This window comes from Carboxylicivirga agarovorans (genome assembly GCF_050589845.1).
GTDB lineage: Bacteria > Bacteroidota > Bacteroidia > Bacteroidales > Marinilabiliaceae > Carboxylicivirga > Carboxylicivirga agarovorans.
Window position 1 is genome coordinate 164,617 of the sequence record NZ_JBNGPA010000008.1, and the last position, 15,072, is coordinate 179,688.

The 15,072-nt window shown below is 40.0% G+C and carries 8 protein-coding genes; all 8 read right to left on the minus strand.

Annotated elements, in window-relative coordinates; translation table 11 throughout:
- Nucleotides 1–14: 14 nt before the first annotated feature.
- Nucleotides 15–1,295 (minus strand): glycosyl hydrolase, encoded by a 1,281-nt coding sequence (locus ACRD69_RS10905; protein WP_430815116.1) that lies wholly within the window; start codon nt 1,293–1,295, stop codon nt 15–17.
- Between the two features lie 9 nt (nt 1,296–1,304).
- A complete protein-coding gene (locus ACRD69_RS10910) occupies nt 1,305–2,360 on the minus strand; it encodes a family 16 glycosylhydrolase (RefSeq protein ID WP_430815117.1) in 1,056 nt (351 codons plus the stop codon).
- Nucleotides 2,361–2,496: 136 nt separating this feature from the next.
- A complete protein-coding gene (locus ACRD69_RS10915) occupies nt 2,497–3,462 on the minus strand; it encodes an Ig-like domain-containing protein (protein ID WP_430815118.1) in 966 nt (321 codons plus the stop codon).
- Between the two features lie 39 nt (nt 3,463–3,501).
- The gene (locus ACRD69_RS10920; RefSeq protein ID WP_430815119.1) at nt 3,502–5,085 is read right to left on the minus strand and encodes a RagB/SusD family nutrient uptake outer membrane protein; all 1,584 of its coding nucleotides are present in this window, start codon (nt 5,083–5,085) and stop codon (nt 3,502–3,504) included.
- 45 nt (nt 5,086–5,130) lie between these two features.
- Nucleotides 5,131–8,313, minus strand: a complete 3,183-nt coding sequence (locus ACRD69_RS10925; RefSeq protein WP_430815120.1) for a SusC/RagA family TonB-linked outer membrane protein — start codon at nt 8,311–8,313, stop codon at nt 5,131–5,133.
- Between the two features lie 475 nt (nt 8,314–8,788).
- Nucleotides 8,789–10,924, minus strand: coding sequence for a discoidin domain-containing protein (locus ACRD69_RS10930; protein ID WP_430815121.1), 2,136 nt, complete (start codon nt 10,922–10,924; stop codon nt 8,789–8,791).
- Nucleotides 10,925–11,135: 211 nt separating this feature from the next.
- Entirely contained in the window at nt 11,136–13,796 is a 2,661-nt protein-coding gene (locus tag ACRD69_RS10935; RefSeq protein ID WP_430815122.1) for a triple tyrosine motif-containing protein, read from the minus strand.
- Between the two features lie 307 nt (nt 13,797–14,103).
- Nucleotides 14,104–15,051 (minus strand): L-threonylcarbamoyladenylate synthase, encoded by a 948-nt coding sequence (locus ACRD69_RS10940; RefSeq protein ID WP_430815123.1) that lies wholly within the window; start codon nt 15,049–15,051, stop codon nt 14,104–14,106.
- Nucleotides 15,052–15,072 lie beyond the last annotated feature (21 nt).

Below are 15,072 nucleotides of genomic sequence, written 5' to 3' on the forward strand. Positions count from 1 at the left end.
ATGTCATTTTAAAACTAAAGAAATCTGAGCCAGTTGATACACGTTTTTCCGTCAGCTACTTTTAATCTGAGGGTCTGTTGTCCTTTATTGAGTTTAACAGGTATGATTGCAGTATTCCATACATAATCCTGGGAGGTGTTAATTAAAGTGGCAGATCCCTTTAATTCACCATCACTATATATTTCCAGGTCAGTATCAATAAATGTAGCATATCGAATATGAAGCTCATATGTTTTGTCTCTATCAACCTGAATTTGATAGTCAACCCATTGACCATTCAGGAAATTATATAGCTCCAGAGTTTCGCTGGGAGCATCGCTCGTTAATCGTAAAGCCGGCCCGTTTGTCCATCCGGCCTTACCAATACTTTCAGTAATACAGATATCTGAGTAGTGTTCAGCTTCAATTTGTTGTTGTTCCACATAGAATATACTCTTATCGAAAGCAGACATCTGATTATAGATCATACCCAACTCGGTTAGCTCCACCGGATAAGAATTTTTTAAGAGTGACATATAAGGAAATCTGTCATGCCCGCCTCCTGATCGTGGTATAAACCAGGCATAGCGTAATATATCAGGGTCATTCTCCAGGTAGTTAAAAGCCTCGGATAAATATTTTCGTTGACTATCGGGTGTTACATGTCCGTCCCAGGCGCAAAACTCGGTAAGCCATATTGGTTTACCATATTTTTTAAAGCGCTCCACATAAGATTTCAGAGCTGAAGCACTCGGCATATAACAATGAATAGCGATGCCTTCTATATCTTCTATGGGTATCAATGTAAAGAACTCATCCAACCAAACAATTGGATCGTGATACCCCGACAATGTTCCGTAATTCATTGCCGGTGAAATAATTTTAAGCTTATATTTTTGAGCAACTTCTTTTATAGCAGGCCAGCGCTCGGCTGCTTGAGAAGGTGTCATATTGGCCTGATCGGTGAGGTTTGGCTCATTAAATGCCAGCAGGTATTCGCATGCCGGGTTACGTTGCAGGTATTCTGCTAAAACAACTTCATCAATGCCATTCCAGGCCATTGGACAAAAGTCTATTTCATGTTCAGTCATTACCGCCTGGTAGCTTATATTTTGAGATGGTCCCCAATTATAAGACCATGAAGTACCTGGACTTAATGCCAATACATCTTCTTCAAACTGAAAAGAAAATGAGACACCACGCTTTACACTTTTACCCTGGTAAACCGGTTCACGTGGGACGTACTTATCGGTGTCATCAGACTTACAGGCAGTCAGCAATGACACCACAAACAATAGTAAAGCAACAGTTCTCATTTTTATATATTATTGTAATTGATAAACCTTAATGTAATCCACCTGAAACAACACCGGATTTTCAAACATGCTATCATCAACTCCATGAGCCCCCCCCCAGGTACCACCAATAGCCAGGTTGATAATGAAGTAGAATGGGTCATTGAACGGCCAGTCGCCTGAATCCTGCAATTGGGCTGTTTCGCCAAATGTTTTTGTTTTTACTCCATCCACATAAATGTGAATACGGTCATAGCCCATAAACTCTTTTTCGACCCACTCCATTGTAATGATATGCCAGTTATCGGCAGCAGGCTCATCCAGGCTTTGACTTCCGTGCATATTCTGACCATTCATGCCATTTTTATTGGCTGTATGTAAAGCACAGTGAAATGTATTCGGATCATATCCAACGTGCTCCATGATATCAATTTCACCGGCCTGGGGCCATCCACCATAACCCAGCATCCAGAATGCCGGCCATGTTCCGCGCCCTTTAGGTACTTTTAAGCGCACCTCTACTTTTCCATAGGTAAAGTCTTTTTTGTTTTTACTAACAATGCGGGCCGATGTATACTGCTTTCCACTGTACTCTTCTTTCCTGGCCTCAATGGTTAATAAACCATCTTCAACCCTAAGGTTATCTGTGCGGTCTGTATAATATTGCAACTCCTGGTTTCCACCCCCACTGCCATTGACCTCATAGGTCCAGTTATCAGGATTAAGGGAGTTACCGTCAAAATTCTCTTCCCAAACCATTTCGTAACTGCGTTCTGGTACGGTTACCACACAAGTAGCGGAATACTCTCCCATTGTTGCCGTAACATTTGCCGTTCCGCTTGCTAAAGCCGTCACATTGCCGTGAAATACATCGATGACAGTTTCATCATTCGAAGACCATATGACCGGTGCTGATACAGAAGGTGCCTGAGTTACCTGTATAATTGATTTTTCGCCCACCTCTAAAGTCATCTCATTGTGACTCAATTCAAGTTCTTTCAGTTCATCTACATTATCTTCAGAACAAGATGCACTGGATAATATCAATAGCGATAACACTAATATAAAAGCTGACAAATGTTGCATTGTAGTTATTTTTGTTTGAGTAATTAATTGGTAAAGTCGCCACTGAAAGAAGCTAAAGAACAACAGCATTTAACCATTATACATCAGCAACTTTCAGTAACTACTTTTGAAACACGACGGGTTCTACCCCTCTTCTTTATTCAGTTGCAGCAGGCTTTTTATAAAAGAAAGCCGCATCAAAATCCATTGTTGTACCCTGTACGCCACCGGCAAGGAAAGCAAACACATTCGTATCGTTAAATGTCTGGTTGTAGAATACACCCAGCTCTCTTAATTTACTTGCTGGAATTTCAATGGAATTCCACTCACCATCACGGGTAAAATCTTTGTAAGCTTCGAAAATCGTTCCTCCATCATTGAAATCCTCAGATCCAACGCAAATCTTAGCTTCTGCAGTACCATCGCTGAAAATAAGAAGGTATGAACTACTTTCCTGTGCACTCTTCATTCCAATATGGAATACATAATCATCAGGATTAGCATACATATCAGTCAAATCAACCTGTGCATAATCAGGACCTACGAAATAACCGGCACCTGACCATCCGGCACCACCTACGATCAGGCTCACCCAACCTTCTGTATGACCATAGAAGTTAGGCCCGTTAGATGTTCCACCGGTAAAGGTTCCGTCCCAAACGTAAAGGAATTTATTCTCATCATCAGGACGTACATCATTGATCACTTTATCCTGGATTGCAGTATAAGATGTTTCATCAAGTTGTACGATGGTGTAATTTGAACCTTTAAGTGTTTCGTGCAATGGAATTGGTTTAGGTGTTACAGTTACTGCACAACTTGCTGTAAAAACACCGTGTGCCGCAACAATTGTAGCATCTCCTTCGCTTAGTGCTGTTACAACACCTTCGTTTACAGCAGCTACACTTGGATCTGACGAACTCCACGTAATTGCACCATCTGCTTCAGCCGGTAGTAAACTAGCCACCAGGTTAGCTGTTTGTTCAACCTCAACCTCAAGGGTACTCTGATCGATGGCAATACCTGTCACTTCAATCTTAGGATCATCATCACTACCTCCGCAGCTAGCCATAAAAAGGGCTACAAAACCTGCTAATAAAAATTTGATTGCATTTGTTTTCATAGTCATAAAACTTTAATTATTACTAATTTGTATGTATTCTTAATAGAATGGATTTTGCTCCATTGGATTTAATTCGATCTCTTTACTTGGTATAGGCAATAGCTCATGTTTACCGGCGATAAACTCAGCCATGTGGCTTTGTGCTTCTGGTGTTTCAGTAGCTTTGTAGGCGTCCATCACTTCTTTGGCAATACCCCATCGGCACAGATCATACCAGCGGTGGCCTTCCATGCCTAGCTCTACTCGGCGCTCATGACGAATCGCTTTCCTTAAATCATCTTGTGTATCTGTATAACCATTATAGTTCGGGAATTCGGGCAGAATACCTGCATCACCATGGCGTGCGCGTAACCTTACTTCTTCCAATGCATTTTTGGCATCTGTCAGATTACCTTTTTCACAGCAAGCCTCAGCATACATCAATAGTACATCTGAATAACGGATATCCTTACGGTTCAATGGACCACGTGCATGATGTGATATTTCAATGGCCATACCATCGCTGTCGTAAAAACCTGCTTTACGATTAAGATATCTTGAACCCAGGTAGATCTCCTGCTCAGGATTCTCGATTTGATCATCTGTCGGATTCAGGATGGTTGCATCGCGTCGTGGATCGTTCGCTTCATATTCATCATATAAATTCTGAGTTGGCTTGTTAAATCCCCATCCACCACCTAATAAAGAAGAGCGTGAGCGGGTTAAAATAATAGAGAATGTTCCGCGGGTAAAGCCATTACCGCCTTCTCCGTTTGATCCACCGTAATCGCCTGTCGGATCATCTGCATATTGGACCTCAAAAACTGACTCCCATCCATTTTCTTCAGGCAAAGTAAAATTATCGGCATAATTGCCTAATAAACCATATTCACCATCTCCAATTATTTTTCGACCCCATGCTTCAGCTTTATCATAATCCTTCGTGTACAAACTAACCTTTAATAACATAGCCTGTGCGGCGCCTTTGGTTGCTCGTCCCTGCTCCTCATCGGCATATTCACTTTTGTGCCACAGCAAAGATTCCGCTTCTTCCAAATCACTTACTATCAAACCATAAACCTCTTCAGCACTTGCACGTGGTTGCTGCCAGTCATTTGCTGATTCAATCACATAATCAACCTTTGGAACCCCTCCGAATACCCGTACCAGGTTGAAATAGTAGGTTGCTCTTAAGAATTTTAACTCACCCAGTAAACGCTTCTGCATTCTTTCATTCATGGCAGAATCTACTTCCAATAGCGGAATTTCTCTAAGTCCCAGATTACAGCGCCCGATACCCTGGTACTGTGCCCTGTAATAATCCAGTAATAATCCATTGTTAGCTATCGTTTTGAAGTTTTCCATGTCATAGGCATCTGCCATATCACTGATGTTCTGACCTCCTTTTAAGGCATCATCTGACATGATATCTCCGATAAAGAAATTACTGTAGTAGGTATAGTTATACTCCCATGATAATGGCACATAGGCCGCGTTGGTTGTATAGATACCTGACTCGCCTGAGATGAAATAATCTTCCAATTCCGTAACAGCCGGAGATGGCTCTGTGAGCCATGATTCACATGAACTGAACAGGATCGCCAGCAGAGCTAAAGCAAGCGTATATATATATGTTTGTTTCATTGTTTATATTTTTAATCGGATAATGAATAACTGTCTGAAAATCGTTTAGAAGTCGAGGTTAACACCAACAGTGAATGTTCTGGCCTGTGGGTAGTTTCCATAGTCAATTCCACTTCCTACTTCCGGATCATAGCCAGAGTAATCTGTTATGGTGAATATGTTACTTCCACTCACATACAACCTGCAACGTGAGATATTCGCCTTTTCAGTTATTCGCTTTGGAATGGTATAACCTAACTGAAGGTTTTTTAATCTCAGATAAGCACCACTTTCTACTAAACGGTCAGATGTTTCACGGTTCATTGGATTACCAACCGGGCTTGGAATGCTCCCATCGGGGTTTATAAGCTGTGTCCAGTCAACGCCATAGCTTTCCATACTTTCTTTCATTGTGTCTGAATAATCGACCCACACATCGCGCATCGTTGTGCTTAATGTTGACTCATTACCAGATCCTTCGGTACGATGGAGAACTGCATTATATATTTCGTTTCCATATACACCCTGAAAAAACACCTGTAAGTCAAATCCCTTATATTCAGCTTCCAGGTTTAAACCGTAGGTTAGCCATGGAAAAGGATTTCCGATATCTGTTTTGTCAAAATCATCTATTTTTCCGTCAGGCACTCCCTCTGGTCCGCTGATGTCTTTATAACGTGCATCTCCTGCATGAACACCAATTTCTTCAGGACTGTATGACCAAAGGTGATCCAAAGCTTCCTGATCAGACTTATATACACCTTCGAACTGATACCCCCATAGTGTATAGAGAGCTAAACCTTCATCGCTCAATGTGCGGTCTCCATATACAGGACTACCACCATTCAATGCTGTCAACTCATTTTCAATGAATGATACGTTACCACTTATTGAATAAAACAGATTACCGGCTTTTCTTTGATGTCCAAGAGATAACTCAATACCCTGATTCCTTACTGTACCTACATTTGCTAATGGATCGAAACGGTTACCAACCTGTGCAGGCGCTTTCACTCCTAACAACATCTCCTTGGTATCACGGATAAATCCATCCAGACTACCATTGATAAATCCGTTACCGAAGGCAAAATCGATCCCCGCACTCAACTGCTCGGTTGTTTCCCATTTTCCGCCTTTGTTTGCATAAGTTAGAACCGCCGCTCCATTAGCAAGTGTTTGTGAATATCCAAATGGGTATCCTGTAAATACATTATTTGATTCAAACATGGTTGTAGCAAAGCTGTTGGATGCAATTTTATCGTTACCTATTTGCCCCCAACCAAATCGTACTTTTAAATAATCCAGAGACTCAAATTGCTGCATCCAGTTCTCTTCACTCAAACGCCACGCAACTGCCATTGAAGGAAAGTAGCCCCAAACATTTTCAGGAAACTTACTTGAACCATCGGCCCTGAAATTCAAAGTAAGCAGGTAACGTTTATTGAAAGAATAATGCAGACGTCCAAGTAATGAGAACATACGCGTACGTCCTACATTATCACTTGATTCGGTTTTATCTTCTGTTGTTTTAGACAGGTACCAGTTCGATTCAACAGGGTTAAGGATTGATGCACCTGCTCCTCCCATACCGTAGTTTTCCCATTGTTCTGTTGTTTGACCAGCCATCAATGAGATACTGTGACGATTAATATCTAAATTATAGTTGGCAATATTCTCAATAATCAAAGTACGATAATGCTGCATATTACTTGACAGAAAGTTCTTGTTTCGCTTATCGTAATCGGAATACTGATATTCATCACCGAAGCCACGGTAACGATTATTGGCCAGATCCATACTGATGGCTGAGCGCCATTTAAGATTCTTGATCGGAGTTAACTCAACATACATATCACCCACCCAACGTTCAGTAATACTCTCGGGGTGATTATGTGTTACCATTGAGAACGGGTTAGTCACATTCTTGAAATTAGACGCTGCTGAAATCTGTCCCCCTAAGTTCTGACCAAGCTTATTGATCGAGCCTTCGGGGTAATGTGTCGGGTCCCACGGCGCCATTGCAATAGCACCTGATAGAATAGATGCTCCCGGACTAGAGCTGTTATGCATTGCATTTCGCCCTGTAGCATTTACAAAAGCAAGGTTTTGTCCGACTTTCAGCCACTTGTTAACCTGTAAAGAACTATTAATTCGTAATGTTAAGCGCTCAAAGTTAGAGCCCTTTATAGTACCATCCTGATTAAAATAACTGGCACTCATGACATATGTGCTGTTCTCACTTCCTCCACTGATGGATAAGTAATGGTCTTGTATAACAGCATTCTCCTGAAATACCTCATCCTGCCAGTCGGTCTCCACCGAAGCATAATCCATTCCATAGGGATTTGCATCTGTTTTTAGCAAGGGAAAGTAAGGAGAGTCTCCCACATTCAGCTTCATCCAGGCATTGAAGCCTTCTTGCTGGTACAAGGCAATTGAAGATGCTTTTGGATTAATGCGCATCAACGTTTCGGCAAACTCATCACGTTGCATTAAATCCAACTTATTCCAGCGGTTCTGCACACCTACATAAGAGTTTAAAGTGACGTTGGTCATACCTTTCTTACCCTTCTTGGTTGTGATAAGTATAACCCCATTGGCGCCTCTTGATCCATAAATAGCTGTTGATGAAGCATCTTTTAAAACTTCTGTTGATTCAATATCATTGGGACTCAGGAAAGAGATATCTTGTACGATCATTCCATCCACCACATAGATCGGTGCACTATTATTAACTGTTCCGATACCGCGAATACGAACGACTGCGGCTTCACCCGGTTGACCACTATTGGCGTTAACAGTCACTCCTGCAACTTTTCCCTGTAAGGCCTGGTCTAAACCGGCAGCAGGTGTCTTTTGCAGATCATCAGCCTTTACTGAAGCCACTGCTCCAGTAAGATCACTCTTTCGCATGGTACCATATCCAACAGCAACTATTTCGTCAATTAATATATTATCCTCCTCCAGCTGAAGGTTCAAAACCATATTATTACTGGTTATTTTTCTCTCAAGAGCTTTAAAGCCAATCATAGAAATGGCGATTGTGCTCTGAGGTTCAACTGTTAGATTGAAATTTCCATCAAAATCAGTGATGGTTCCCTGTGCGGTTCCTTTTACAATAATAGCAGCTCCGGCAATCGGCAATCCATCTGACTTACCGGTTAATGTTCCACTAATGGTCCATTGTTCCTGCGCATACAGACTAAGCGATACTATAGCTGCTATTAACAAACTAAAAATGCGTTTCATTAGATTCTTTCTACTTGGTTATCGAACTCTTTATCCCCATCAGAAATCTGATTGGATTGCAAGAATATTATCGTCCGATCCAATACCCAAATGTTCGAGGTAGACTTACGCTCAACATACCCAAATAACAGGTAGACAACGCTACAACACGCTATGCTACAAGATTGATTCACTGCCCTTTACAAAACCAAATAAATCCATTAAAAGTTAGACTATTTTGAGGCTTCATCAGGGATAAAAACCACCACAAAGGATGATTTAAATGGTGAATAAAATTCGTGTAAAATACGCGGGAAGCAAAGCATTAACTTTACGCATGAGCCTATTGGGTAATCATCCATAAAATAACGCACAGGTACTATGGTAACGAATAGTGATTGGCGGATACCGATCCATAAGATCAGGCAAAAAATTAAAGCATAAAAAATGCCGGACATAGCAATGCCCGGCAATATTTAGCTATTAAAGAATTCTCCTATTTTTTAATAAGCTTTGTTGTTCCTGCAGTTCCGTCAACCATTACTTTCATAATATAAACCCCTTTATTTAACAAGCTAATGTCTATTGAGGCATTGTTGGTGCTTAATATCTCACTGTGCACACAATTGCCACTCAGGTTGTATACCTGCACAGATTCGATGGTTTTAGGAGAGTTGATATTGACAATATCAACCACAGGGTTTGGATATACCGAAAAATCAGCATCTACCTTAGTTTCAATATTAGTTGCAGTTGATTTCCAAAAATATAAGTTATCAAAATAAACAGTTCCATTTCCGGTTACCTTAAACTGATGAGCCGCTGTTAAATCTCTACCTGCGTCTGCGTAATAACTTAAAGGAATATCCACACTCACCCATTGACCTGTTGTAATACCTAATTCGGTATCAACATTGTATGAATTTTCACCGCCTGCGATCAGATAAAGTTCCAAAGCAGTCGCATTGCTGGTCCAATAATCGAAGTGCAAATATTCCATAGCCGATACATCAGTGTTTGCATATACTGTACCCTGGTAATCTAACTGACCATATTTAAGTGTATTGTTACCATCAAGTTGCATCTCTTCATAAACAGTAGACTGTCCCCAGCCCGGATTAAGATCTATGGCAATATTTGTAGCATAAGCATCACTGTATACCGAAATCACATTGGCTTCTGCTAATGAAGGTGCTGGTGCTGCATCACCCGGTATTGAAGCCTCAAAGCTGATAGTATACGTTTGTTTTGTTGTTCCATCGGCCGCAGTTACTTCAATTGAGGTTGTTCCTGGTATTCCACTTGCCGGAGTTACATCATATGTAGCTGCAGCATTAGAGGTTGTAGCATCAACAACAGGAACAGTAGTAGTACCATAAACCAAATCAACATTATAGGCAGTTTTTAAACTATTAAATCCGTCAATCACCTCTCCATCAATTGTTATTTCACTTAATGAAGCATCTGTTCCGGCTGCCTGCGGTTCTCTCCAGAAAAACAGGTTATCGATATATACCGTACCGTTACCTTCTGTTTTAAACTGAGAAACCATACTTAAATCAGGTGATGTATAGTGAGTGAGAGGAATATCAAGGCTTACCCATTGCCCTGTTACAATTCCGCTACCATCTGTTGCTACGTTATAAGCATTTTCCTGACCACCACCGATCAATGAAAACACCAGTGCAGTGGCATCTGTTGTATAATAATTGATGTGCAGATATTCCATGGCTGTAACATCAGAAGAGGTGTAATCCATACCCTGATAGTTCAGGTTTTCATACTTAAGTGTATTATTACCATCCAATTGCACTTCGGTAACTACTGTGGATTGATTCCACCATGGATTTAAATTAGTAGCAATACTCGTGTATGAATCACTGTATACCGAAAGTACATCAACTGCATCATGTCCGGGGACAGGTGCTGCAGGAGCCTGTATAGTAAAATTGACATTATAGGTCACAGTCGTTACACCGTCTTCTGCGGTCACGACTACTGTTGTTGTACCCGGCAACGCCCCGGCAGCATTGACAACTGCACCTGCAGCTGCTTTTGTGGTTGTTGCTGTAACTGTTGGTACAGTAACTGTACCGTCTGGTAATGCAATATTATAATCCAATATACCCGGCTGAAAACCTTCAACAGTGCTGCCATCTACCTGCAAGTCACTTAAGGTAGCCACTGAAGTTTCATCAAGCGTTCCATACACTTCAAACTCCCATAAGCTATATCCGTAACCAGTTCCTCTTGTTGTACCATGCATTCTAACATAGCGAGCGCTCACAGAAGCAAATGTAATATCATCAACACCACCATCTCCTGCTGACTCCGTAAACACAGTTGTCCAATTAACGGCATCACTTGATACATCTACTGTATAGGCACTTGCAAATGCTCCTTCCCAATTCAGTTTCACGCCGGTTATACTGTATACTCCGGTCAAATCAACATAGATCCACTGAGGATCCTCAAATGCTGACTCCCAGCGTGAGGTCCCATCGCCATCAAAGGCATTATTGGCAGGCTGACTAGCCGTTGAAGCTGTACCCGTTTTGTTAAGCGCAACGTTTTGTGCAAATGTGAATGAAAACGTTAATAGTAACGTCAATAAAAAAGTAATTTTTTTCATATTAATTTAGTTTAAATGATTTAAGGAATAGCGGCTCCATGAACATGGAAGCAGCCATTTTAAAAACTAAATCAACGTTATTACTTTCAGACAGGACATCAAAAAAAAGCCTGTTGACTAACTCTCAACATTCAAAAGAAAGCTGTCAAAAATCATACAACAAGATATGCGAAGGTTCTGTATATCTGAATATTATAAAAACAAACTAAATTTAGAAATTACGAATAAACTGATCAAGGTCGGTCTGCTGGTCCAGATCTAATTTTTTACGAAGACGATAACGGTTGGTATCCAAACTTCTTGGAGTAATATTCATCAGGTTGGCAATTTCTTTCTTGTCAAGGTTAATCCTGATGAACGAAAGCGTCCTGACATCATTCGAAGTAAGTGTTGGATAGACATCAGTAAGGCGATTTATAAAGTCTTGCTGAACCTCAGAAAAAAGCTTATGAAATAAGAACTCCTTCTTCTCATTGTTGACTTCATCACTGATCATGTTCACGAATCGCTGAGCATCCTGATTCCGCATGGACTCCAATCCGTCTTTTAATTTATTCAGGAATTCATTCTTGTGACTAATGATCTCGGTATATTGGAGCAGTTGCTCATTTTTCATCTGTAAGGTTTCACTCGCCTGTGCCGACAACATGTCCTGCTTCTGCCTGTTAAGCTTTCCCTTATTTATGGCTGTCATGATCAAAACAACAACCGATAGAATCAATAAAAATCCTCCAATGATTGGTAGTATCACCCAGAATGTCTGGTACCAGAGTTTATCTATTTTAAACGCAAGTTCAGCATCAACAGGATTACCTCCATTTAAACGGGATTGGATCGATAAGGTATATTTACCTCCTTTAAGGTTTGAAAAAATAGCCTCATCGGACACACTCCATTCACTCCACTCTCCAACAGGTAATAATCTGTATCTGTACTCAACTTCATCATAGTTTGATTTATTAATTCCAAATCGAAACTCAATACTTTTATTGCCCTTTCCCAGATATACTCTTTCCTCATTATAGGGATAATACTTTTTACCTGCTTTTTCATTTAATACATTCACCGATGAAATAACAGGTTGACTGCTTTTATTGAAAGTAGAGCTAAAATTCAGATCAAAAACAACAAGACCACGATCGGTGGCCAGCACTAATTCTTGTTTATCAACTTCAATGAATTGATGGTACTCCACAATATCATTTGACAAGGACTTGAGTATGGCATCATATGAATGAATATTACCATCAGACAAAAGCATTTTGAGTTTAATCTCATCATCACAGATATAGGCAACCGAGCGACCATCTTCGCTATAATCAAGAGCTGTTAATCCTTTGCATGCTATTTGATCCAATAAAGGCTCATGAGTTACTTCAAACCGCTTGTTTTTATAGGCCATTATCTGGTTTCCATCATCGAAAAACAAACCATTACTGGTATCGTATAAATGTTTAATGTCATTGAATTCCTCCTTTATCACCTTTAAGTTCTCATCCAATGATAATCGATACATTTTCTCGTTCTTAATTTCTGCCCATATGCAATTGTTTATCGCATCATATGCCAGCTTCTCATTCCCCCATATTTCCAGGTTTTTGACATAGTGAAAACGTTTGCCATCATGACGGGCCAAAACAAGACCATAGTAGGTGGAAAGGATGTAATGATCAGTGCCTTTAAAGTGAACAATATCAAGAAAACCACCAATCATAAACGCTGGTTCAGCCTTATCATCTTTTAATTTATATAAGCCCCTGTTATGGCAAATGTACAACTCATCGTTTATTGCTCGAAGTTTCCATACCTGACCTTCAATGTTTTCAATTGTTTGTGGCACTCCTTGTTCTGAAAGACGATATACACCTTTATTAGTGCCGACATATGTTTGACCCTTGTAAACCTTCTTAGTAAAGGTGGCAGCACCTTTAAACACATAATTCACTGCGCTTTGCAGTTCCACCTTTGCAACACCATAATCCAATCCAAGCCACACATTCCCCATTTTATCAGTAGCCATTGACAGCACTGTATTATCGATAAGGCCGTGACCCGAATTAACTATCGTTTTTTGATCGCCATTATTGTCGCATTGAATAAAACCGGCAGATACAGTTCCAAGGCAAATATTCTCATTGTCATATGACAATCCTGTAAACAAGGTATTTTCTCTTAATGATTCAGGAATTAAAACGGGCTTAAATTCTTTTCCATCAAATTGAAAAACACCTCCTTCGAAGAAAACCAGGTACAATAAGTCATTATGCACAAACATCTTCCGTACTTCCTGCTTTGCATTTTTCTCGAAATAAGCCACTTTTTTAAATTCCCTGTTGGATAAATACCCAAAGTAACCATCTCTGTCTGAAAGCCATAACTTACCATTCCAAATGCACATTGTCCAGAATGCTTCGGACATTTTATTTAATGTGAATTGTTTTGTGAGTTTATTATAAAATCCAATACTATACTCTGTTTGAAAAACAATGTCTGTGGCTGTTGATGCGATATTCCATACCTGCTCTCCTTCCAGATTATATAGGTTTTTATATTGAAGTTGTCCGTTATGCTTTACAAAAAAACCTATCTCCGCTCCACCACACCATACTGTATCATTTTCGGCAAGAACAGCTCTTAGATAAAGACCTTCCTCTGTCTTAACATGTTTCCACTCACCATATATATTGCAAAGTAAGCCAGCTGAATTGGCGAAGTAAACAACGCCTTTATCATCGATATCAATGTCCCAGTTTTGACGACCGGCCCCATAATCATCCTTAGTGAATGATGTTACATTGGGCAGATAGTGCTGTGCATTTATTTGTAAAAGCAAGCAATAGGCTATAAAAAAGGTAATAAATAGTCTTTGCATTAATGGTGATTTTATTACAAAGATAACAGCCTCTTTATATTAGAGAAGAAAAAATGCGATTGTGAATGATTATAGCTTAGTATTCTTTGCTTTTCAACATGCAGCCTATAAAGAAACTACATACCGAATCAACTATTCAAAGCTTTTCCAGTGTAAATGTAAAAGTTATTGAGTAATACCTAAGGCTTATCAACAAACTATGCAAAGAGACTGTCTCCTGGGAGATGGTCTCTTTTTTAATGAATTATTACCCAGCGGATAACTAACAAAGATGGTCCATAATCATCCGATGAGTTGACAATTCAGTCTATTCCTGTTGCCAGTTATATTCAGCCTTTCTTAGTCGGTCCATTATTGCTTTTCCAATGCCTTGTTCTTCTACCGGTTCTGCAATAATTACATCAATTTCCTTATCATCTTCGAAAGTATGCATGGCTTCAAACATATTCACAGCGTATTCCCTCAGGTCATTTGCTTTAGAAACATTGATCACCTTTTTAAAGCTACCCTCCAAATTGCCGGTAAATGAAATAAGCCCGGCTTTTGATCTGTCCAGATCTGAACTTACATTATCAGCGATTAAGAACCTTTTCTTAGGGCTGTAATGGGATTTAAGCATACCGGGAGCAGATAACTTATCAATTTCAGAGTTTCCATCAAAGGGAACAACTTGCTCTAATTCCTCCTGAGTAATGATCCCGTTTCTAAGTATCTGAAAGCCTTTATCTGTAAGCTTGATAATGGTTGATTCTATACCTACGGTAGTTTTACCTCCATCCAAAATATAATCAACATCAGGCAATTGCTTTCTTACATGTTCAGCTGTTGTAGGACTGATTCTTCCAAACTTATTGGCGCTCGGCGCTGCAATGGGACAACCTGATCTTTTAATTAACTCAAGAGCCACTTTATTGTCAGGCATTCTTATGCCGACTGTTGGTAAGCCTGATGTTACAATATCAGAAACAATATCGCTTTTAGGCATCACAATGGTTAAGGGGCCTGGCCAAAATTTCTCCGCTAACTTCAAAATCCTTTCGTCGGGACCTGAAGTAAGCTTATTTAATTGATCTAAATCTGCAATATGCACGATGAGCGGATCAAATGATGGTCGCTCTTTTAGTTCAAATATTTTGGCAACAGCTAATGGATCCAGTGCATTTGCGCCTAAACCGTATACAGTTTCCGTCGGAATTGCGACTAACTTTCCATCTTTTATATATCGTGCTGCAATATCTAAATTAGTATCTAACATGTCTGTTCTGTCTTGAATTAA

What these genes read in the sequence shown, in the direction of transcription:
- ACRD69_RS10925 (WP_430815120.1), bottom strand. Translation starts at nt 8,313, where the DNA reads ATGAAACGCATTTTTAGTTTGTTAATAGCAGCTATAGTATCGCTTAGT.
- ACRD69_RS10940 (WP_430815123.1), bottom strand. Translation starts at nt 15,051, where the DNA reads ATGTTAGATACTAATTTAGATATTGCAGCACGATATATAAAAGATGGA.
- ACRD69_RS10915 (WP_430815118.1), bottom strand. Translation starts at nt 3,462, where the DNA reads ATGAAAACAAATGCAATCAAATTTTTATTAGCAGGTTTTGTAGCCCTT.
- ACRD69_RS10935 (WP_430815122.1), bottom strand. Translation starts at nt 13,796, where the DNA reads ATGCAAAGACTATTTATTACCTTTTTTATAGCCTATTGCTTGCTTTTA.
- ACRD69_RS10920 (WP_430815119.1), bottom strand. Translation starts at nt 5,085, where the DNA reads ATGAAACAAACATATATATATACGCTTGCTTTAGCTCTGCTGGCGATC.
- ACRD69_RS10910 (WP_430815117.1), bottom strand. Translation starts at nt 2,360, where the DNA reads ATGCAACATTTGTCAGCTTTTATATTAGTGTTATCGCTATTGATATTA.
- ACRD69_RS10905 (WP_430815116.1), bottom strand. Translation starts at nt 1,295, where the DNA reads ATGAGAACTGTTGCTTTACTATTGTTTGTGGTGTCATTGCTGACTGCC.
- ACRD69_RS10930 (WP_430815121.1), bottom strand. Translation starts at nt 10,924, where the DNA reads ATGAAAAAAATTACTTTTTTATTGACGTTACTATTAACGTTTTCATTC.